19 protein-coding genes are annotated in these 21,366 nt (G+C 64.8%); 5 read left to right on the forward strand and 14 right to left on the reverse strand.

Going from position 1 to position 21,366, the window contains the following annotated elements; translation table 11 throughout:
• Positions 1–166: 166 nt before the first annotated feature.
• A complete protein-coding gene (gene cobD, locus ACVISU_RS06045; protein WP_456706329.1) occupies positions 167–1,135 on the reverse strand; it encodes a threonine-phosphate decarboxylase CobD in 969 nt (322 codons plus the stop codon).
• Positions 1,136–1,146: 11 nt separating this feature from the next.
• Complete coding sequence (cbiB, locus tag ACVISU_RS06050) at positions 1,147–2,088, reverse strand: adenosylcobinamide-phosphate synthase CbiB (RefSeq protein ID WP_456706330.1); 942 nt, start codon at positions 2,086–2,088, stop codon at positions 1,147–1,149.
• 148 nt (positions 2,089–2,236) lie between these two features.
• On the opposite strand from cbiB, the gene cobU reads away from it, so the two are divergent.
• From cobU to ACVISU_RS06070, 4 genes are all read left to right on the forward strand, one after another.
• Entirely contained in the window at positions 2,237–2,740 is a 504-nt protein-coding gene (gene cobU / locus ACVISU_RS06055; protein ID WP_456706331.1) for a bifunctional adenosylcobinamide kinase/adenosylcobinamide-phosphate guanylyltransferase, read from the forward strand.
• A gap of 32 nt (positions 2,741–2,772) precedes the next feature.
• Positions 2,773–3,405 carry a 5,6-dimethylbenzimidazole synthase gene (bluB, locus tag ACVISU_RS06060; RefSeq protein WP_456710765.1) on the forward strand — a complete coding sequence of 211 codons (633 nt, stop codon included), beginning with the start codon at positions 2,773–2,775 and terminating at the stop codon, positions 3,403–3,405.
• A complete protein-coding gene (locus tag ACVISU_RS06065) occupies positions 3,383–3,553 on the forward strand; it encodes a hypothetical protein (protein WP_157113223.1) in 171 nt (56 codons plus the stop codon). The genes bluB and ACVISU_RS06065 overlap by 23 nt, the downstream gene beginning before the upstream one ends.
• A gap of 134 nt (positions 3,554–3,687) precedes the next feature.
• On the forward strand, positions 3,688–4,734 hold the full coding sequence (locus tag ACVISU_RS06070; RefSeq protein ID WP_456706332.1) for a LacI family DNA-binding transcriptional regulator: 1,047 nt from the start codon (positions 3,688–3,690) through the stop codon (positions 4,732–4,734).
• Between the two features lie 168 nt (positions 4,735–4,902).
• On the opposite strand, the gene ACVISU_RS06075 is transcribed toward ACVISU_RS06070, so the two are convergent.
• The gene (locus tag ACVISU_RS06075; protein ID WP_456706333.1) at positions 4,903–6,534 is read right to left on the reverse strand and encodes a flavin-containing monooxygenase; all 1,632 of its coding nucleotides are present in this window, start codon (positions 6,532–6,534) and stop codon (positions 4,903–4,905) included.
• Between the two features lie 185 nt (positions 6,535–6,719).
• On the opposite strand from ACVISU_RS06075, the gene ACVISU_RS06080 reads away from it, so the two are divergent.
• On the forward strand, positions 6,720–7,943 hold the full coding sequence (locus ACVISU_RS06080; RefSeq protein ID WP_456710766.1) for an ABC transporter substrate-binding protein: 1,224 nt from the start codon (positions 6,720–6,722) through the stop codon (positions 7,941–7,943).
• 218 nt (positions 7,944–8,161) lie between these two features.
• On the opposite strand, the gene mmsB is transcribed toward ACVISU_RS06080, so the two are convergent.
• From mmsB to ACVISU_RS06135, 11 genes are all read right to left on the reverse strand, one after another.
• Positions 8,162–9,352 carry a multiple monosaccharide ABC transporter permease gene (gene mmsB, locus ACVISU_RS06085; RefSeq protein WP_456706334.1) on the reverse strand — a complete coding sequence of 397 codons (1,191 nt, stop codon included), beginning with the start codon at positions 9,350–9,352 and terminating at the stop codon, positions 8,162–8,164.
• On the reverse strand, positions 9,349–10,929 hold the full coding sequence (gene mmsA, locus ACVISU_RS06090; protein WP_456706335.1) for a multiple monosaccharide ABC transporter ATP-binding protein: 1,581 nt from the start codon (positions 10,927–10,929) through the stop codon (positions 9,349–9,351). Before mmsA ends, mmsB begins: the two co-directional genes overlap by 4 nt.
• A 61-nt stretch (positions 10,930–10,990) precedes the next feature.
• On the reverse strand, positions 10,991–12,064 hold the full coding sequence (gene chvE / locus ACVISU_RS06095) for a multiple monosaccharide ABC transporter substrate-binding protein (protein ID WP_050405059.1): 1,074 nt from the start codon (positions 12,062–12,064) through the stop codon (positions 10,991–10,993).
• Positions 12,065–12,591: 527 nt separating this feature from the next.
• Positions 12,592–13,308, reverse strand: a complete 717-nt coding sequence (locus ACVISU_RS06100; protein ID WP_456706336.1) for an HAD family hydrolase — start codon at positions 13,306–13,308, stop codon at positions 12,592–12,594.
• Positions 13,305–14,246, reverse strand: a complete 942-nt coding sequence (gene cbbX, locus ACVISU_RS06105; RefSeq protein ID WP_050405114.1) for a CbbX protein — start codon at positions 14,244–14,246, stop codon at positions 13,305–13,307. Before cbbX ends, ACVISU_RS06100 begins: the two co-directional genes overlap by 4 nt.
• Positions 14,247–14,357: 111 nt before the next feature.
• Positions 14,358–14,783: a ribulose bisphosphate carboxylase small subunit gene (locus ACVISU_RS06110; RefSeq protein ID WP_050405061.1), complete on the reverse strand. Its 426-nt coding sequence runs from the start codon at positions 14,781–14,783 to the stop codon at positions 14,358–14,360.
• Positions 14,784–14,795: 12 nt separating this feature from the next.
• Positions 14,796–16,253 (reverse strand): form I ribulose bisphosphate carboxylase large subunit, encoded by a 1,458-nt coding sequence (locus ACVISU_RS06115; RefSeq protein WP_035653486.1) that lies wholly within the window; start codon positions 16,251–16,253, stop codon positions 14,796–14,798.
• A 36-nt stretch (positions 16,254–16,289) separates the two neighbouring features.
• Complete coding sequence (gene fba, locus ACVISU_RS06120; RefSeq protein WP_050405062.1) at positions 16,290–17,372, reverse strand: class II fructose-bisphosphate aldolase; 1,083 nt, start codon at positions 17,370–17,372, stop codon at positions 16,290–16,292.
• 15 nt (positions 17,373–17,387) lie between these two features.
• Positions 17,388–19,400, reverse strand: coding sequence for a transketolase (gene tkt / locus ACVISU_RS06125; RefSeq protein WP_456706337.1), 2,013 nt, complete (start codon positions 19,398–19,400; stop codon positions 17,388–17,390).
• Positions 19,397–20,272: a phosphoribulokinase gene (locus tag ACVISU_RS06130; protein WP_050405064.1), complete on the reverse strand. Its 876-nt coding sequence runs from the start codon at positions 20,270–20,272 to the stop codon at positions 19,397–19,399. Before ACVISU_RS06130 ends, tkt begins: the two co-directional genes overlap by 4 nt.
• 11 nt (positions 20,273–20,283) lie before the next feature.
• On the reverse strand, positions 20,284–21,315 hold the full coding sequence (locus ACVISU_RS06135) for a class 1 fructose-bisphosphatase (protein ID WP_456710767.1): 1,032 nt from the start codon (positions 21,313–21,315) through the stop codon (positions 20,284–20,286).
• Positions 21,316–21,366 lie beyond the last annotated feature (51 nt).

The following is a 21,366-nucleotide window of genomic DNA, read 5'->3' on the forward strand; positions in this document are numbered from 1 at the left end:
GTCTGCCTGATTTCGGAATATTGGAGCAATATCCGTGAGTTGCCCCAAGTCGCCTGGTCGAATCCCGGCCGCTGCCGGCTACTGTGCATGGGGTTGTTTTCGATATTTTGGCAACGTCCTCCCCGGAAGTGACCGCACGCGGGGCGAGTTGCCGCCAAGTTCGCCGCTAGACCGAAGACAGCACCGCGGAAAGGCGCGACCATTCGGTCTCATTGCCAGGCAGACCGAGGCGCAGCCATCCTGGCTTCTGGCGGAACACCCGCGACCAGATCAGCCCACGCGCAAGTCGCTCCTGCGCAGCCAGCGCATCGCCGACGTTATAGAGGCGAAACAGCGGCGTGCCGCCGAGTAGCGTCCACCCCTTCGATCGCGCCGCCATATCGAGCCTGACACAGTCGTCCGCCAGCCGCGCAATCGTCGCAATTGCCCAGTCGCGATCGAGCAAGGCCCGTCGCCCGATCGCAATCGCCGAACCCGAGACCGGCCACGGTCCCGCCATCGCCGCAAGCGCGGCGATATCCGGCTCGCTGCCGACGGCGAAGCCGAGCCGCAAGCCGGCAAGTCCGTAGAACTTGCCGAATGAACGCAGGATCAGGAGGCCTGGCTGTCCTGCTTCTGGCGCAAGCGAGATGCCGGGTACCGCGTCCGCAAAACTCTCGTCGATGACGAGCCGGCCAACGCGCGGCAGCAGCGCGAGCAGTTCGTGCCGATCATGTTGTCTGCCATCCGGATTGTTCGGATTGACTACGACGGCAAGCTCAGCCCCTGCAAGCGCGGCAAGATCGGACACTTCGGTCACGTCCCAACCGGCGGCCGATAACATCCCGGCATACTCATTGTAGGTCGGCGCAAGAATCCGCGCTCGTCCGCGCGGCGCCAGATGCGGCAGCAATTGAATGGCGGCCTGCGCACCGCCCACCGCCACGATCGGCGCGTCGGTGCCGCAGGCCTTGCGCGCCGCGGCGTGCAGCGACTCGACCTCGGATTGCGACGGCAACGCGCTCCATTGCCGCAGCTCGACATCGACGAAGGGATAAGGCACCCGATTGATGCCGGTCGACAGGTCGATCCAGTCTTCCGCGGCGCCGCCGAAGCGCTGCTGGGCGACATGGAGATTTCCGCCGTGCTCACGCATGCGCCGCTCCTTCACGCCAGCGCCAGCGCCACGAACGCCGCGGCCAGCAGCATCATGGCGTAACGATAGAGTTTCCGCCCAGCGAGGATGTCGGCGGCGGCCGGATCGCGCGCGCCCTCGTTGAGCCAGGGCTCATCGGCGATGTGACCATGATAGATGCGGGGCCCGCTGAGCCGCACGCCGAGCGCGCCGGCCATCGCGGCTTCCGGCCATCCGGCATTCGGCGAACGATGGCGCCGCGCATCGCGCAACATGCACGACCAGGCCTGAGGGCGCTTCGGGGCAAGCAGCACGAACAGAACACCCGTCAGCCGCGCCGGAATGAGATTGGCGAGATCGTCGATCCGGGCAGCGGCCCAGCCGAACGCCTCGTGCCGCTCCGTGCGATGGCCGATCATCGAGTCCAGCGTGTTGACCGCCTTGTAGCCGAGAATTCCCGGCAGGCCGAACACCGCGCCCCAGAACACCGGCGCCACGATGCCGTCGGATGCGTTCTCGGCGAGGCTCTCGATGCTCGCGCGCGCGATACCGGCGTCATCGAGCGTTGCCGGGTCACGTCCGACAATCTGCGCGACCGCCGCACGCGCGGCCGCGACGTCGCCAGAGACGAGCGGATGAGCCACTGCCGCAACATGATCATGCAGCGAGCGCAGCGCAACCAGCGGCCACGCGAGCACACCGACAAGGACGAGGCGAATCCATCCGGATGGCAGCAATGACTGCACGGCCCAACCGACCGTCGTCGCGAGCGCGATCACAAGGATGGCAGCCGCAATACCGGCGATACGCCGAAGCGCCGGCGGATCGACGGCCCGGTTCCAGGCGGTATCGACGAGATGGATCAGCCAGCCGAGCCAGGTCACGGGATGGCCGACGCGGGCAAACAGCCAAGCCGGCCAGCCGATCAAGGCGTCCACAGCCATCGCCACCGCCATCGCTCCCGCAAAACCCACGCACCTCTCCTCACTACGATCCTCTGATGCGCAAGACATCGGCGGAGTGCAAGCCCTCCGTGGCTGATTTCGGCTTTGTCTTTTGCCGCGATTGGTGGTTAGAGCGTTTTTGAGGCGAAACGGACACCGGTTCGCAACGGGAGACCACATGGCCGTCATTCTGATCACCGGCGGAGCCCGCTCCGGAAAGAGCCGCCGCGCCGAATTGCGCGCGTGCAGCTTTCCAGGTCACCCGGTCTACGTTGCGACCGCCGAGGCGCTCGACACAGAGATGGATGAGCGCATCGCCAAGCATCGCGCACGGCGCGGCAGCGCCTGGATCGAACGCGAGGTGCCGCTGGACCTGGTGGAAGCACTGGCCGAGACCGATGGCGGCGGCGCAAGGCTGGTCGACTGCCTGACGTTGTGGCTGTCCAATTTGCTGCACGCCGAGCGCGACTGGTCGCAGGAAGTCACGCGGCTGGCTGACGCGTTGTCGCACCAGCGCAGCCCCGTCATCATGGTCACCAACGAGGTTGGCCTCGGCATCGTACCCGACAACGCGCTGGCGCGGAGCTTCCGCGACGCCGCAGGGCTCATGAACCAGAGCATTGTAGGTGCGGCGGACGAGGTCGAGTTCGTCGTTGCGGGCCTGCCGATGAAGCTGAAATGAGCAACACGATCGATCCCGGCGAAGGCCCCGCGATGGTCGCATTCGACGATGCGTTTCGCCGGCAACTGCACGAGCTGTTCGTGTGGCGGCGCGATGTGCGCCGCTTCCGGACCGATCCGCTGCCGGACGGCACGATCGAGCGGCTGATCGAGATCGCCTGCCTGTCGCCTTCGGTCGGGTTGAGCCAGCCCTGGCGGTTCGTCATTGTCGACGATGCAGCGCGGCGCCGCGCTGTCATCGAGGATTTCAAGACCTGCAACGCCGACGCGCTGCGATCCTATTCCGGCGAGCGTGCCGCGAAATATGCGGCGTTGAAGCTATCCGGCCTCGAAGAGGCGCCCGGTCATCTGGCCGTGTTTGCCGAGAAGAGCGACCAGATCGGCTCCGGCCTCGGACGTGCGACGATGCCGGAGACGACGGAATACTCGGTGGTGGCTGCGATCTGTTCGATGTGGCTTGCCGCGCGCGCGGAAGGCATCGGCCTCGGCTGGGTCTCGATCTTCAATCCAGTCCGCGTTCACGAGATCCTGGAAATACCGGCCACGTGGAAGTTTATCGGCTACCTCTGCATCGGCTACCCCCAGGGGGAATGCGACCGTCCGGAGCTCGAGCAGGCCAAGTGGGAATCACGGCGAGGTCCGGATGAATTCACCATCCGACGCTGACGGCGCACCGGTCAGTGGCGCCCCGAACAGCGCGGCCCACTGGCGCGCCGACATCACCTCCCTGGTCTTTCCGCTCCCGGAGCACGGCGTGATCTGCGCGGTGCACCGGGGCGCGTTTCGCCAGCACGAGACCTCGGCATCGGCGTGACGCCAGAGCCGTCGCGACAGGAATCATTTGAGATTCGGGGCGGAGCCTGATTAGGTTTGGTGATGCCGCCTGTTGCGCGCCGCAATTGGCGCGCCTGACCGCGGCAATGCCGAACCGACGGGGCCCGACCACCGATGATCAAAGCGCGACGGACACGACCGACGATTCGTGACGTCGCGGCCGAGGCCGGCGTCTCCGTCTCGAGCGTCAGCCGCACGCTCAATGGCGGCATCTATACCAGCGCGGAACTGCATGCGCGCATCATGCGCGCAGTGAAGCGCCTCGGATTCGAGCCCGATCAGGCGGCGCAGGCGCTGCGCTCGCGGGCCTCCAACACGATCGGTTGCATGGTGGCCGATTTTTCCAATCCGCACTACACCGGCATGGTGAGCGCAGCGGAGGAGGAATTCCAGCGCGCCGGCTTCCTCTTGATGCTGGCGGCGACCAAGCATGAGGAGGCGCGCGAGGCGGCGTTCCTGTCGGCGGTGCGGCGGCGCCAGATGGACGGATTGCTGCTGTTCGCCGGCGACAATTCGCACAGGGATTTCATGAAGGGGCTCGCCACGCTCGACCTGCCCTGCGTCACCGTTGACCGCGAAGTGCCTGATAGCGTGATGGTTCGGGTCGATCACCGCGGCGGCGCGCTGGAGGCGACGCGCTATCTGATCGGCCTCGGCCATCGCCGGATCGCGCTGCTCACCGGCAGCGCCGCGGTGCTGCCGAGCACGGAACGGCTCGCCGGCTATCGCCAGGCGCATCAAGAGGCGAAGATCGAGGTCGACCCGACCCTGATCCGTCCGCACATGCAGGGCGCCAACACCGCCTTCAGCTCGGTGTGCCAGTTGCTGCAGATGACGAGACCGCCGACCGCGATCATCTCGCTCGGCACCAGCATGCTTGCCGAAGTGCTCGAGGCGATCACCAGCAACGGCCTGCGCTATCCGCAGGACGTCTCGATCGTGTGCAGCGGCGACACCGATCTCGCGCGCCATGCGACGCCCGCGATCTCAGCCTTGAGCTGGGACATGAACGAGGTCGGCCGCACCGCCGCGCGGCTGCTGCTGGAGCGCATCCGCGACAAGGACAAGTCCGGCAGCAGCGCCCCCGTGTTCCTGCCGACGCGCCTCATCCTGCGCCACTCCTGCGCCGCACCGGCGACAACCACGCGAGGACGGAAGTAGTCCGGCGAAACGCTTAAGTTCTGAAAACGGTTCCAGCTTTTCAGGTCGAATAGTTCCGTCCACGTCATTGCGAGCGAAGCGAGGCAATCCACTGCCACGAGTCTGCGGAACGATGCATTGCTTCGCTTCGCTCTGAATGACGGAGAGAGAGCACCCATAGCGCCGCTCTCAGCGGAGCACAAACCCTTCATATCCGCGCTGCGCGATCTGCGCGATGCGGTGGCGATAGCCCTGGCCGACATAGGGCATGAACACCCGCGGCTTGCCCGCGATGTTGGCGCCCTGGTACCAGGAATTGGCCTTCGGATAGAGCGTGCGGCTGGCGGCGTCGGCGACATGCGCCATCCAGGCGCGCTCGGCGTCGGGCTCCGGCTCGATCCGCGTCAATCCCCTGGCGCGCATGCTGCCAAGACAGGCCGTGATCCACTCGACATGGTTCTCGCAGGCGTGGATCACATTGCCGATCACAGAGGGGCTACCCGGCCCGGTCACGACGAACAGGTTCGGAAACCCCGAAACCATCAGGCCGAGATAGGCGCTGGGGCCATCGGCCCACGCCTCCTTCAACGTCGCGCCGTTACGCCCGCGGATCTGCATCGCGGCGAGCGCCCCCGTCATCGCGTCATAGCCCGTTGCCAGCACCAGCGCGTCGAGCGCGAACGACCGCGTCGCGGTCTCGACGCCGGTCTCGGTAACTGATGTCAGCGGCTCCGTGCGGAAATCGACCAGCTCGACATGCGGCAGATTGTAGGTCGCGAAATAGCCGGTATCGATGCAGATGCGCTTGACGCCGAGCGGATAATCCTTCGGCGACAGCGCCTCCGCCGTCGCCGGGTCATTCACGATGCCGCGGATCTTGTCGCGGACGAAATCGCAGGCGACGTCGTTGACGGCCGCGTCGGTCAGGATGTTCGGGAATGCGGTCAGGATGCCACCGCCGCCCTGTTCCCACAGCTGTTCATAGCGCGCCCACTGTGCGTCACGCTCGGGCACCGGCGCGTCGAATGCATTCGCAGGCACCCGCCCGAACTCCGGGCTCTCGAGGCTCTCGCGATATTTCGCGATCACGGGCTCGGCGGCTGCGATGTCGGCATCGGACAGCGGCGCGTTGCGCGCCGGCACCGAGTAGTTCGGCGTGCGCTGGAATACCGTGAGGCGGCGCGCCGCCTTTGCGACCATCGGGATCGTCTGCACACCCGACGAGCCGGTGCCGATCACGGCAACGCGCAAGCCGGAGAAGTCGATCTCCTGATGCGGCCACTGCCCGGTGTGATAGACCGGTCCGTGGAAACGCTCGAGGCCCGGCAGCTTCGGCTTGTTGGGCACCGAGAGATTTCCGGTCGCCATCACGCAAGTCGATGCGACGATGCAATCGCCGCGATCGGTACGGACGGTCCAGCTCTCGGCCGCCTCGTCCCAATCGGCATCAGTCACGCGCGTGTCGAAGCGGATCAGGGAGCGCAGCGCGAACCGATCGGCGACATGCTGCGCATAGCGCAGGATCTCCGGCTGGGCCGCGTACTTCTCGCTCCAGCGCCATTCCCGCCGCAGTTCCTCCGACCAGGTGTAGGAATAAAGCAGGCTCGGTATGTCGCAGCGCGCGCCGGGATAGCGATTCCAGTACCAGGTGCCGCCGACGTCGGACGCCGCCTCGATGCCGATCACCTTCAGCCCGAGTTCGCGCAACCGGTAGATCGCATAGAGCCCACCGAAGCCAGCGCCGACCACGACGACATCGCATTCGGCAACCAGCGGCGGCCTCGACCCATGATCCGGGCTCGTCTGCTCCAGTCTGCTCATTTGTCACATCTCTCCGGCCGCAGGAATATTGCCATCGGTGGGAACGCGCGCTAATATGGAAACGTTTCCAGTCCGGAAGCGCATACGATAAACTTCGCCGGGCGTCAACGCGCCGGTCCCTCGAGGAGCGGGCCGGCGCGTACGTCACAAGGCGATCAGCGGATCATTAGGGAGTGACCCAGGTGTTGGACGGATTTTGGCTTCGCGCATGCGTGGCGGTTGCGGCAACGATCGGTGCGCTGTCGCCGGCGCTCGCACAGACGAACTACAGTCCCGGGGTCTCGGATACCGAGATCAAGATCGGCAACATCATGCCCTATAGCGGTCCCGCGTCCGCCTACGGCGCGATCGGCCGGACCGAAGCGGCCTATTTCAAGATGATCAACGACCAGGGCGGCATCAACGGACGCAAGATCAACTTCGTCAGCTACGACGACGGCTTTTCGCCGCCGAAATCGGTCGAACAGGCGCGCAAGCTGGTCGAGGGTGACGAGGTGCTGCTGGTGTTCCAGCCCCTTGGCACCGCGCCCAATGTCGCGATCCAAAAATATCTGAACGGCAAGAAGGTCCCTCACCTCTTCATCGCATCGGGCGCGACGCGCTTCGGCGATCCCCAAGGCTTTCCCTGGACCATGGGCTGGCAGCCGAACTACCAGAGCGAGGGGCGGATTTACGCCAAATACATCCTGGACAAATTCCCGAACGGCAAGATCGCAGTGCTCTGGCAGAACGACGATGCCGGCAAGGATGCGCTCAAAGGGTTGCGCGACGGCCTCGGCGACAAGGCGAGCAGCATGATCGTTGCCGACAAGTCCTACGAGTTGACCGATCCGACGCTAGATTCGCAGATCGTGGCGCTGCGCGCCTCCGGCGCCGACATCCTGTTCACCTGGGCGGCGCCGAAGGGCGCGGCGCAGACCATCAAGAAGGTCGCCGAGCTCGGCTGGAAGCCGACCTTCTTCCTGACCTCGACGGCAACGTCGATCGCCTCTGTGATGCGCGCCGCCGGCACCGAGCATTCCCAAGGCATCATCTCGGTCGCCTACCTCAAGGATCCGACCGACACGATCTGGCACGACGATGCGGAAACCAAGGAATGGCGGGCCTTCATGGACAAATACATGCCCGATGGCGACAAGACCAACGGCAATCACGTCTATGGCTACGCAGCCGCGCAAACTCTCGCGCAGGTGCTCAAGCAGTGCGGTGATGATCTCACACGCGAGAATGTGATGAAGCAGGCCGCCGGCCTGAAGGACTTTGCGCCGAAGATGATCCTGCCCGGGATCAGGATCAACACCAGTGCGAACGACTTCCGTCCGATCGAGCAGTCGCAGCTGATGCGGTTCGAGGGCGAGAGCTGGAAGCTGTTCGGCAACGTCATCACCGGCGAGGTCGGTAGCGAATAGCGCCGCTGTGGCCTCTGTTCAACGAGAAGTGGGACGAGACGCAAAGCCGGACAATCCGTGTCGCGAGAGCGTGCACGTATGACTCACGGACCGTGCAACGGTGCGGCCGACCTCGGCGAGGATGTTTCCGATGTTCAGCGCATCGGCATGGACAGCTTCACGCGGCATTCTCCTGCGTTGCGCGGGCATCCTAACGCAGGATCATGACTGGGCGGCAATCAGCGGCGCTGGTTGTAGACATCGATGCAGACGGCGCCCAGCAGCACGAGGCCCTTGATCACCTGCTGATAATCGATGCCGATGCCGAGGATCGACATGCCGTTGTTCATCACGCCCATGATCATGGCACCGACCACCGCCCCGCCGACCCGGCCGACGCCGCCATAGGCCGAGGCGCCGCCGATGAAGCAGGCGGCGATCACGTCGAGCTCGAAGCCGAGGCCGGCCTTCGGTGTCGCGGTGTTGAGGCGCGCTGCAAACACCAGGCCGGCGAGCGCGGCCAGCACGCCCATGTTGACGAAAGTGAAGAAGGTCAGCCGCTCGGTCTTGACGCCGGAGAGCTTCGCCGCCTTGGCGTTGCCACCGACCGCATAGATCTGCCGGCCGATCACGGTCCGCCGCGTCACGAAACCGTAGAGCGCGATCAGCACGGTCATGATGACGAGCACGTTCGGCAGGCCGCGATGCGAGGCGATCAGATAGGTGAAGTAGAGCACCGCGCCCGCCAGCGCGATGCTCTTCGCCACAAAGAACGCGTAGGGCTCGACCTCGATGCCGTGCGACTGCTCCCGCGCCCGGCTCTTGGCGCTTGCCAACACCAGCGCGAATGCCAGCACGACGCCGATCAGGAGCGAAGTCGGATAGAGCGTGCCGGCGCTCGGAAACAGCTCGGGGATGAAGCCCGACGACAGCTTCTGAAAGGTCGGCGGAAACGGCCCGACCGACCGGCCCTGCAGCACGGCGAGCGCAAGGCCCTTGAACACCAGCATGCCCGCGAGCGTCACGATGAAGGACGGAATCTTGAAATAGGCGACCCAGTAGCCCTGCGCCGCGCCGATCGCGGCACCGATCAAAAGACAGACGATGAAGGCGATCGGATAGTCGACATGGTAGGTCACCATCAGCACCGCCGCGACTGCGCCGACGAAGCCCGCGACCGAGCCGACCGAGAGGTCGATATGCCCGGTGACGATCACCAGAAGCATGCCGAGCGCCATGATCACGATATAGCTGTTCTGCAGCACGAGGTTGGTAAGGTTGACCGGCTGCAGCAGCGTGCCGTCGGTCACGATCTCGAAGAACAGCATGATCGCGAGCAGCGACAGCAGCATGCCGTAGTTGCGCAGATTGTTCTTGATGAAGCCGGAATGCCTGGAGGTCTCGGGAAGTGACACCGTCTTGTCGGTCATTGTGCTGTGCCTCCCGCCCGCGCCTCACTGGCAGGGGCGCCGCTTCCGGACATCCTGACATTGCGCATGATGGCCCGCATGATCTTCTCCTGCGTCGCGTCGCCCTTAGCGAACTCGCCGACGAAAGCGCCGTCATTCATCACACAGATCCGGTCGCAGATGCCGAGTAGTTCCGGCATTTCCGACGAGATCACCACGACGCCCTTGCCGGCCTCCGCGAGCTCGTTGATGATACAATAGATCTCGTATTTTGCCCCGACGTCGATGCCGCGGGTGGGCTCGTCCAGCAGCAGCACCTGCGGATCGGTCATCAGCCATTTCGACAGCACCACCTTCTGCTGGTTGCCGCCCGAGAGCTGCCCGGCCTCCTGATAGACGTCGGAACAGCGGATCCGCATCCGGTTGCGGTAATCGCTCGCGGCCTTCAGTTCGACGACGTCGTCGATCACGCCGCGATCAGCGACCTGACGCAGGCTCGCCAGAGTGACGTTCTTGCGGACGTCGTCGGCGAGGATCAGGCCCAGCTGCTTGCGGTCCTCAGTGACATAGGCGAGGCCGGCATGGATCGCATCCGGCACGCTGGTGAGGTTGGCCTCGCGTCCGTCAAGGCTGATCCTGCCGGAGATATTGTAACCCCAGGCCCTGCCGAACAGGCTCATGGCGAACTCGGTGCGGCCGGCGCCCATCAGGCCGGCGATGCCGACCACCTCGCCACGGCGCACCATGAAATCGACGTTCTTGATCACCTGCCGGGCGGTATGCAGCGGGTGATACACCGACCAGTTCTGCACCGTCATCACGGGATCGCCGATCGCGACGTTCCGCTCCGGGAAGCGATGCGCGAGATCGCGATTGACCATGCTGCGGATGATCCGGTCCTCGTCGACCTGCCCTGTCTTGCAATCGATACTGTCGACCGTGCGGCCGTCGCGCAGCACCGTGATCCGGTCGGCGACCCGCGCGACCTCGTTCAGCTTGTGCGAGATCAGGATCGAGGCGATGCCCTGCTCGCGGAACACCAGCAGCCGGTCCAGCAGCGCGGCACTGTCGGCCTCGTTGAGACTCGCGGTCGGCTCGTCCAGGATCAGGAGCCGCACCCTTTTCGAGAGTGCCTTGGCGATCTCGACCAGCTGCTGCTTGCCGACGCCGAGATCGGTGACGAGAGTGTCCGGCGATTCCCGCAGGCCGACCTGTGCCAGCAGCTCTGCCGTCCGCCGATACACTGCATTGCGGTCGACCACACCGAACCGCGACGGCGCGCGCGACAGAAAGATGTTCTCGGCAATCGACATCAGCGGGATCAGCGCCAGCTCCTGGTGGATGATGATGATCCCGAGCGCCTCGGAGTCGTTGATATCGCGGAACCGGCGCTCTTCGCCATCGAACAGGATCGACCCTTCGTAGCTGCCGGCGGGATAGACCCCGCTCAGCACCTTCATCAGGGTCGACTTGCCCGCGCCGTTCTCGCCGACCAGCGCATGGATCTGGCCGGCTTCCACGGTGAAACTGACGTCACGCAAGGCCTGCACGCCGGCAAAACTCTTGCTGACGTTGCGCATCTCAAGCATCGCCGTCATCGGATCATATCCCGCAACGTCACTCGGCCTCGGCACTATCAGCCCGCTCCGCTCGTCCGCCTTAGTCGAATTGCGCGCGCTTGTAGTAGCCGCTGTCAATCAGGACTTTCTCCCAATTGGTCTTATCCACCACGACCGGCTTGAGCAGATAGGATGGAACCACCTTGACCCCGTTGTTGTAGGTCTTGGTGTCGTTGACCGTGACCTCCTTCTTGCTCAGCACGGCGTCGACCATGTCGGCCGTGACCCTGGCGAGATCGCGGGTGTCCTTGAAGATCGTCGAGTATTGCTCGCCGCGCAGCATCGCCTTGATCGAGGGCACCTCGGCGTCCTGGCCGCTGATGAACGGCATCGGCTGGTCCTTGCTGCCGTAGCCGACGCCCTTCAGCGAGGAGATGATGCCGATCGACAGGCCGTCATAGGGCGACAGCACCGCGTCGACGCGCTTCTTGCCGTAGAAGGCGCTGAGCAGGTTGTCCATCCGCGCCTGCGCGGTCGCACCGTCCCAGCGCAGCGTCGCGACCTTGCCCATGCCCATCTGGCCGCTGGCGACCACGAGCTTGCCGCTGTCGATATAGGGCTTCAGCACCGACATCGCGCCATCGTAGAAGAAATAGGCGTTGTTGTCGTCGGGCGAGCCGCCGAACAGCTCGATGTTGAAGGGGCCCTTGCCGTCCTTCAGTCCGAGCGCCTTCTCGATCGATTGCGCCTGCAGCACGCCGACCTGGAAATTATCGAAGGTCGCGTAATAGTCGACGTTCGGCGTATCCCGGATCAGGCGGTCATAGGCGATCACGGTGATGCCCTGGGCCTTGGCCTGCTTCAGCGCGTCGGACAGCGTGGTGCCGTCGATCGCCGCGATGACCAGGACTTTGGCGCCCTTGGTCACCATGTTTTCGACCTGGGAGAGCTGGTTCGGGATGTCGTCGTCGGCATATTGCAGGTCAGTGCCGTAGCCGCGCTCCTTCAGCACCTTGACGATGTTGTTGCCGTCGTCGATCCAGCGCGCCGAGGATTTGGTCGGCATTGCGATCCCGACGGTCGGCTTGGCCTGGGCCATGGCGTCGCGATCGAACGCCGTCGCCGCAAGGCCGGCCAGCGCGAGCGCGAACAAGGTGGTTTTCAATTTGAACATGCTTCACTCCCTTGGTTTTTTGATTTGGGGTACTGCCGCCTTGGACAGCGTCAATCGACCGCTATCGTTCGTGGGCCGGCGACAGATCTGCGGCGATGTCGGATCGGCGCCGGAGCCGTCACGAACCAAAACAGCGGAATGTCGGTTGAATCCATCAAGAGCGCCAAATGCTCACTCCCGCACGATCAGCTACCGGAATTGTCGGCGAGCGTCAGCGTCCGCCCGACTCTTTTTTGGTGCGGCACCGCCGCTCACAATCTTCGGTAGAAGACACCCCGAGTATCATATGGATGCGAGCATCGGCCAGCCATTTATTTAGTCAACAGAATAAATTTATCGGGGCTATGGGGATCATGAGGCGCTTTCTCCCGGAATCGCTGGCAAGTCCCGCGGTCAACCAAGTGACGCGGCACTCTTTCTGGCAACTTCGGTAGGATTGTGCCCTCACTACGCAATGGACGCAACAACCATTTATTTAAGCATCCGAATAAATTGCTCGGAGAGCCAGCCAGCGGCGGCAGCGGCCTTCAGGCATCGATCTGGGAGAGATCATCGACGACCAGCAGGGCTCCGGCGAAATCGTCGTCGCTGAAATAGGTGCTTCTTGTGATGACCACGGGGATGCCGGTCTGCGCGGCGGCGGCGAGACCGTTGCCGGAATCCTCGACCGCGATGCAATCCGCAGGTCCGAGCCCGAGCCGCGTCAGGACCTCGACATAGACGTCGGGGGCCGGCTTCTTCCGTGGCACGTCGTCGCCGGCGACAACAGCCTCGAACAGATCCGCCCAATCCAGCCCCAACGCGACCGACAGCAGCGCGTCGATATTGCCGTGCGAGGTCGTCGTGGCAATCGCGAGGCGCTGGCCGCGGCTGCGCGCGCCGGCGAGCCAGGCCCGCACGCCCGGCCGCAACGGGCAGCCGCCCGCCGCGATCAGCGCGGCGTAGCGCGCGGTCTTGATTGCGTGCAGGCCGGCGATGTCGGCGAATGTCAGCGACGGTACCGCGTTCCTCTGGTCGAAGGCGCGAATGCGCTCCTTACCACCGGCGACCCGAAGCAGCCGCGCGTAGGTGACCTGGTCCCAGAACCAATCGAGGCCGGCCTCGGCGAACGCCTCGTTGAAGGCGCGGCGATGCACCTCCTCGGTCTCGGCGAGCGTGCCGTCGACGTCGAAGATCAAGGCACGCGCGTTCGCAATGATGTCACGCGTCCCGGCGCTCCTGATGACGGCCAGCGCCTGGTTCATCGTCCCTCGCCCGTCCCGCCGCCCCCCTTGGTGAACACGCGGCTGGCAAGCACGTCGCCGGCCTCGATCGACATCACGTCGTCGGCCGTGAGCGTGCGGTCGAGCTTCGCCACGATCCGGTTAGCCTGGCGCAGCCGGATGCGGTCGAGCGCGTTGCGGATCGAGCGCGCATTGGAGAACAACGGCTGCGCCTTGCGGATGCCGATGTACCGGGTGAACGCCTCGCGCGCTTCGGGGGAGAAACGATAATTCTGCTGCTGCAGCATCAGCTCGGCGATCCACAGCAGCTCCGCGTCCGAATAGTCCGGGAAATCGATGTGATGCGCGATGCGCGATCGGAATCCCGGATTGCTCTGGAAGAATTTCTCCATACGGTCGCCATAGCCGGCCAGGATCACCACCAGATCCTCGCGCTGCTGCTCCATGACCTGCAGCAGGATCTCGATCGCTTCCTGGCCGTAGTCGCGCTCATTCTCGGGGCGGTACAGATAATAGGCTTCGTCGATGAACAGCACGCCGCCCATCGCCTTCTTCAAAATCTCCTTGGTCTTCGGCGCGGTGTGGCCGATATATTGCCCTACGAGATCGTCGCGCGTGACGCTGATGACATGGCCGCGGCGCACGAAGCCGAGCTTGTGCAGGATGCCGGCCATCCGCAGCGCAACAGTGGTCTTGCCGGTGCCGGGATTGCCGGTGAACGACATGTGCAGCGTCGGGAACGTCGTTGCCAGCGCCATCTTCTGCCTGATGCGTTCGACCAGCAGCAGCGAGGCGATCTCCCGGATACGCGTCTTCACCGGCTTGAGGCCGATCAATTCAGAATCGAGCTGGTCGAGCACGTCGCCGATGCCGAGGTCGGCGAATTCATGCCGGAGGTCGATGGTTGCGGGTGGTGTCTCGCGGATTTGCTCTTTAATTTGTTCTTGCGCTTGGGTCATCATCCTCTCGCTTCGAGAAAAGCTCCGTCGTCGCTGCGGCGACGACGGAGAAGTGCATCCGGACCAGACGGTCGAGGGAGCAACCCGCCTGGCTTATGAGCCCGGACGCGGTCAGTGATCGCTGTAGCGTTCACCCTCGGGGCGGCCAGCCGCGTAAGCATGCGTCGAGTAATGCAGGTTGCGTCCGGCCGCCTCCTGGCGGTCGAGCCGGAAGCCCGGTTCCTCGCGCGGCCGGTTGACAATGAAGGACAGCCGCACCGACTCCCAGCCGTGGCTGGAGTCGAAGCCGGAAATCCGGATATAGCGGTCGCCATAGACCCGCCGGCAGTCGGCGAGCTCCTTCATGATCCCTGCCGCATCGCGCAGGTCGAACATCGGAAGGCCCCACATGTCCCAATAGGTGTTGCGGGGGTGCGGATCGTCGGTGAACTCGATGTTCACCGCCCAGCCCTTGTCGAGGCAGTATTGCACCTGCGCAGCGATCTGCTCATCGGTGAGATCGGGCAGGAAAGAGAAGCAGCCTTGGGTCACGCGCATGAGAACCTCCTGTCAGACCGCCATGCTCGGCGTGGGAACGAAATCGGGCGCGTCGGTCGACTCGTAGTTGAAGGTGACGTCCTTCCAGACGTCGAGCGCCTCGCGCAGCGGCGTGCAGGTCTGCGCCGCCTTGGCCAGGATCTCCGGGCCCTCATGGACGTAGTCGCGGCCCTCGTTGCGGGCGAGGATCATGGCTTCCAGCGCGACGCGGTTGGCGGTGGCGCCGGCCTGGATGCCGCGGGGATGGCCGATGGTGCCGCCACCGAACTGCAGCACGACGTCTTCGCCAAGCAGATCGAGCAGCTGATGCATCTGGCCGGCATGAATGCCGCCGGAGGCCACCGGCATCAGCTTGTTGAGGCTGGCCCAGTTCTGGTCGAAGAACACGCCGTGCTCGAGCTGCATCGGGTTGAAGTCCTCGCGACAGATGTCGTAGTAGCCGCGCGTGGTGTTCGGATCGCCCTCGAGCTTGCCGACCACCGTGCCGGCATGGATGTGGTCGACACCGGCGAGCCGCATCCATTTCGCGATCACGCGGAACGAGACGCCGTGGCTGCGCTGCCTGGTGTAGGTCGAGTGACCCGCCCGATGCAGGTGCAGGATCATGTTGTTCCGGCGCGCCCATTTCGCCATCGACTGGATCGCGGTGTAGCCGATCACGAGGTCGATCATCACGATGTTGGAGCCGAGCTCATGGGCGAACTCGGCACGCTCGTACATGTCCTCCATGGTCGCCGCGGTGACGTTGAGATAGGTGCCCTTGATCTCGCCGGTCGCGGCCTGCGCGCGGTTGACCGCCTCCATGCAGTAGAGGAAGCGCTCGCGCCAGTGCATGAAGGGCTGCGAGTTGATGTTCTCGTCGTCCTTGGTGAAGTCGAGCCCGCCTTTCAGCGCCTCATAAACGACACGCCCATAGTTGCGGCCGGACAGTCCGAGCTTCGGCTTCACGGTGGCGCCGAGCAGCGGGCGGCCGAATTTGTCGAGCCGCTCGCGCTCCACCACGATACCGGTCGCCGGACCCTGGAAGGTCTTCACATAGGCGGTCGGCAGCCGCATGTCCTCGAGGCGCAGCGCCTTCAGCGGCTTGAAGCCGAACACGTTGCCGATGATCGACGCCGTCAGGTTCGAGATCGAGCCCGGCTCGAACAGGTCGAGGTCGTAGGCGATATAGGCGAAGTAGCTGCCGGGCGAGTTCGGCACCGGATCGACGCGATAGCACTTGGCCCGGTACTTTTCCGCCGCCGTCAACCGGTCGGTCCACACCACGGTCCAGGTCGCGGTGGAGGATTCGCCGGCCACCGCCGCGCATGCCTCGGTCGGATCGACACCGTCCTGCGGCGTGACGCGGAACAAGGCGATGACATCGGTGTCCTTGGGCTCGTAGTTCGGCTCCCAATAGCCCATCCGCTTGTATTCCATCACGCCGGACTTGTAGCGATCCTTGCCGCGCACCGTGATCGACTGCTGCATGTTCATCGAAATCTCCTGTCGTTCGGCGCCGTCTGCTCAGGCGGCCTGGGTGATCTTTCCAATCTGCGGGTCGAGCGCGCCGGCGCGGTAGCGTCGGGCCATCTCCGGCAGCGCAACCACCTTGATCCTGGCGGCATTGCCGGCGGTGCCGAACTGCTCGAAGCGGTCACGGCAAAGCTCGCGCAGCGCATCCATCGCAGGCTTGAGGAATTTGCGCGGATCGAATTCGCTCTTCGACTGCACGGCGACCTTGCGGAAGGCGGCCGCCATCGCCAGGCGGCAATCGGTGTCGATGTTGACCTTACGTACGCCGTGCTTGATGCCGCGGACGATCTCCTCGACCGGCACGCCCCAGGTCTGCGGCATCTCGCCGCCGAACGCGTTGAACATGTCCTGCAGCGGTTGCGGTACCGAGGACGAGCCGTGCATCACCAGATGCGTATTGGGCAGCCGCGTATGGATCTCCTCGACCAAGCGCATCGCCAGGATCTCGCCGTCGGGGCGGCGCGTGAACTTGTAGGCGCCGTGCGAGGTGCCCATCGCGATTGCCAGCGCGTCGACCTTGGTGGCGCGGACGAAATCGACCGCCTGGTCAGGATCGGTGAGCAGCTGATCGCGGCTCAACTTACCTTCGACGCCGTGGCCGTCCTCCTGCTCGCCGCCGCCATGCTCGAGCGAGCCGAGCACGCCGAGTTCGCCTTCGACCGACGCGCCGACCCAATGGGCCATATCGACCACCCGGCGGGTGATATCGACATTGTACTCGTAGTCGGCTGCGGTCTTGGCGTCGGCCTTGAGCGAACCGTCCATCATCACCGAGGTGAAGCCGCAGCGGATCGCGGTGGCGCAGGCCGCCTCCTCGTTGCCGTGATCGAGATGCAGGCAGAGCGGGATCTGCGGATGCATCTCTTCAAGCGCATCGATCATCTTCGCCAGCATGATGTCGTTGGCGTAGGACCGCGCGCCGCGCGAGGCCTGGATGATGACCGGCGCATCGCAGGAAGCCGCCGCCTCCATGATGGCGAGGCCTTGCTCCATGTTGTTGATGTTGAAGGCCGGCACGCCGTAGCCGCGTTCGGCGGCATGGTCCAGCAATTGCCTTAGTGTGATCCGCGCCATCGTGGCGTCCTCCTTTCAATTCGCTCGTTGAATGAGCTGTCTTGCGGTGGCGGCGACCGCCCCTGGTGTGATGCCGAATTCGCGGTAGAGCACGTCGGCCGGCGCTGACGCGCCGAAGCCGGTCATGCCCACGAATGCACCGTCGTCACCGAGCCAGCGGGCCCAGTCGCCCTCGACCGCGGCTTCGACGCCGACGCGCGGCGCGCCGCCCAGCACTTTTGCGCGATAGTCGCTCGGCTGCTGGCGGAACAGGTCGAAGCACGGGGCCGAAACGACCGCGGCCTTCACCCCTGCTTCCGCCAGCAGCTTTGCGGCTTCGAGCGCGATCGCCACCTCCGAACCCGTTGCAATCAGGGTGACGTCACGCCCGAGGGCCGGCTCGACGAGAATGTAGGCGCCGAGCGCGACCTGGTTGTCCCTGCTGCCGTCGCGAACCGTCGGCAGCGCCTGCCGCGACAGGCAGAGGATCGACGGCGAGGTCTCTGCCTTCAGCGCGCAGTCCCAGGCTTCCGCCGTCTCGACCGCATCGGCCGGACGGAACACCAGCAGGTTCGGGATCGCCCGCAGCGCGGCCAGATGCTCGACCGGCTGATGCGTCGGCCCGTCTTCGCCGAGCCCGATCGAGTCGTGGGTCATCACATGGACGACACGGATGCCCATCAGCGCCGCGAGGCGGATCGCCGGCCGGCTGTAATCGGCAAAGCTGAGAAAGGTGCCGCCATAGGGGATGAAGCCGCCGTGCAGGGCGATTCCATTCATCGCAGCTGCCATAGCGTGCTCGCGGATGCCGTAATGGATGTAGCTGCCGTCGAGCTTGTCCGGCCGCACTGAAACCTGCGACTTCGCCAGCGTCAGGTTGGAATGCGTCAGGTCGGCCGACCCGCCCAGGAGATTGGGCAACGCTTCGGCGATCACGTCGATGACCTGCTGCGACGCCTGCCGCGTGGCGAGTTTCGGACGCTCGGTCGCGAACCGATCGACGAGCTTCGCCATCGCCTCAGCATAGGCGCAGGGCAACTTCCGGTTCAGCGCATCGTGGAACGGAGATCGCTCGCCCTTGCAGACGCTGCGCGAGCGCTCGATCCAGGCCCGCCGCGCGTCGCGGCCGCGACCGCCGAGCTCGCGCCACTCGGCAAGCACCGCATCGGGGATTTCGAAGGCCGGATATGGCCAGCGCAACGCGGCACGGGTCTTCGCTGCCTCATCGGCACCGAGCGGCGCACCATGCACCTTCTCGCTGCCCTGCCGGTTCGGAGCACCGAACCCGATCACGGTGCGGCAGGCGATCAGCGACGGACGATCGCTGGCGCGCGCCTGCCTGATCGCAGCTGTGATCGCCTGCGGATCGTGGCCGTCGATCCGGCAGACGTTCCAGCCGCTGGCCGCAAATCGGGCGGCCTGGTCGTCCGAGCAGGACAGCGAGGTGGCGCCGTCGATCGATATCTGGTTGTCATCGAACAGCACGATCAGCCGGTTCAGCCGCAGATGGCCGGCGAGCGAGATCGCCTCATGGCTGAGGCCTTCCATCAGGCAACCATCGCCGGCGATCACGTACGTGTAGTGGTCGACGAGGTCGTCGCCGAAGCGGGCGTTCATCAAGCGTTCGGCGAGCGCCATGCCGACCGCGGTCGCGATCCCCTGCCCGAGCGGTCCGGTCGTGGTCTCGACACCCGGCGTATGGCCATACTCGGGATGCCCGGGGGTCTGCGATCCCCATTGCCTGAAAGCCCTAAGCTGATCGAGCGTCATGCGCTCGTAGCCGGTCAGATAGAGCAGCGCATAGAGCAGCATCGAGCCGTGGCCGGCCGACAGCACGAAGCGGTCGCGGTCGGGCCAGGCTGGATCGGCCGGATCGAACTTCAGGAAGTCGGTGAACAGCACGGTCGCGACATCGGCCATGCCCATCGGCATGCCGGGATGGCCGGATTTCGCCTGCTCTACCGCATCGATGGCGAGGAAGCGGATGGCGTTCGCCATCTCGTCGTGGCCGATTTCGGGGCGGCTCGCAACGGACGCAAGTGCGGTCATATCGTTCGCCTCTTTCGTTCGATCAATTGCAGGATCAGCGGGGTCAGGATGAGCTGCATCGCGAGGTCGAGCTTGGCGCCGTGAATCACGATCGAGTTGGCCCGCGACATGAAGCTGTTCGGGATCATCGAGAGTAGATAAGGAAAGTCGATGCCACGCGGGTTCTTCAGCCGGATCACGACCATCGATTCATCGGGCGTCGGGATCCAGCGCGCGATGAACGGGTTCGAGGTGTCGACCGTCGGCACGCGCTGGAAGTTGATGTCGGTCTCGGTGAATTGCGGGCAGATGTAATTCACATAGTCCGGCATGCGGCGCAGGATGGTGTCGGTCACCGCCTCGGTGGAGTAGCCGCGATGGCTGCGATCGCGGTGCAGCTTCTGGATCCATTCGAGGTTGATGACCGGCACGACGCCGATCTTGAGGTCGGCGTGCTGCGCGACGTTCACCTTGTCGGTGACCACCGCGCCATGCAGGCCTTCGTAGAACAAGAGGTCAGAGTTCTCCGGCAGCGCCTCCCAGGCGGTGAAGGTGCCGGGCTTCGCGCCATAGAGCCGCGCTTCCTCCTCGTCATGCACATAGTGCCGGGTGGTGCCGGTGCCGGTCTCGGCATAGTCGCTGAACAGCTTCTCCAGCTCCTCGAACAGATTGGTCTCGGGGCTGAAATGGCTGAAGTGCTTGTTGCCGCGCTCGGCCTCCTCAACCATCATGCTGCGCATCTCGGCGCGGTCGTAGCGGTGGAAGGCGTCGCCCTCGATATAGGCCGCGACCACGTTCTCGCGGCGGAAGATATTCTCGAACGTCTTCTTCACCGAGGTGGTGCCGGCACCGGACGAGCCGGTGATCGAGATAATGGGATGCCTGCGAGACACGCGTTCCTCCCTCAGCGGAACAGGCCGCGCCGCGCGAACAGCGGGGCATCGCTGCTCTCGAACAACGGCTCGACGGTCAGGTGGATCGCATCGACGTCGCGCACGGCGCGCGTCGATCCCATGATCAGCGGCACGCGCTGATGCGGTGTACGTGCCGAGAGTTCCAGAATGCGTGAGCGGCCGCTCGAGGCAGCGCCATTAGCCCATTCCATGATCAGCGCAATGGGATGCGCCTCGTACAGCAGGCGCAAGCGGCCTTCGCGGTAGCCCTGGCGCGCATCCGCCGGATACAGGAACACGCCGCCGCGCATCAGGATGCGGTAGGCTTCGGCCACCAGCGAGCCGATCCAACGCATGTTGTAATCCTGCCCGAGCTCGCCGTTCACGCCGGCGAGGCAGTCATCGATGTAGTTGCGCACCGGGCCGCTCCAGTGCCGGCGGTTCGAGGCGTTGATCGCGAATTCCGACGCCTCCTGCGGCACCCGCAGCTCACGTGCGGTCAGGACGAACGAGCCGGTTCGCGGGTCGAGCGTGAAACAGTCGACGCACTGGTCGAGCGCAAGCACCAGCACGGTTTGCGGACCATAGATGAAGCAGCCGGCCGCACATTGCGCCGTGCCGGGCTCGAAGAAAGTCGAGAGAGCGTCGTTGCCCTTCGGCCGGATCGAGAAGATCGTGCCGATCGAGATGTTGTTTTCGAGATTGGCCGATCCATCCAGCGGATCGATCGCGACACAGAGCGGCGCATCGGGATCGAGCGTCTCTGGCAGTTCGACCTCCTCGGACAAGACAGCGGCGACCGGTGCAGTGCGCAGCGCGTCGCGCATCAGTCCGTCCGCGACGATATCGATGGTCTTCTGGCGATCGCCGTCGGGATTGATCCCGCCGCTTTCGCCGCCGATGCCGGCAAGCGGCCCGGCGGCGATGATGCGCGACAGCTCGATCGCGGCGCAGGCAAGGGCTTCGACCACCGCAACGGTCGCGGCGCGCAACGGGTTGTGCTGCGTCGGCCACTCCAGATGGGCATGCAATGCAGGACGAATCTCCACCGGCCACTCCCTTTGATCGCGCCCTCTGTCCCGAGGTGTCGAGCG

This window comes from Bradyrhizobium sp. USDA 4452 (genome assembly GCF_054063575.1).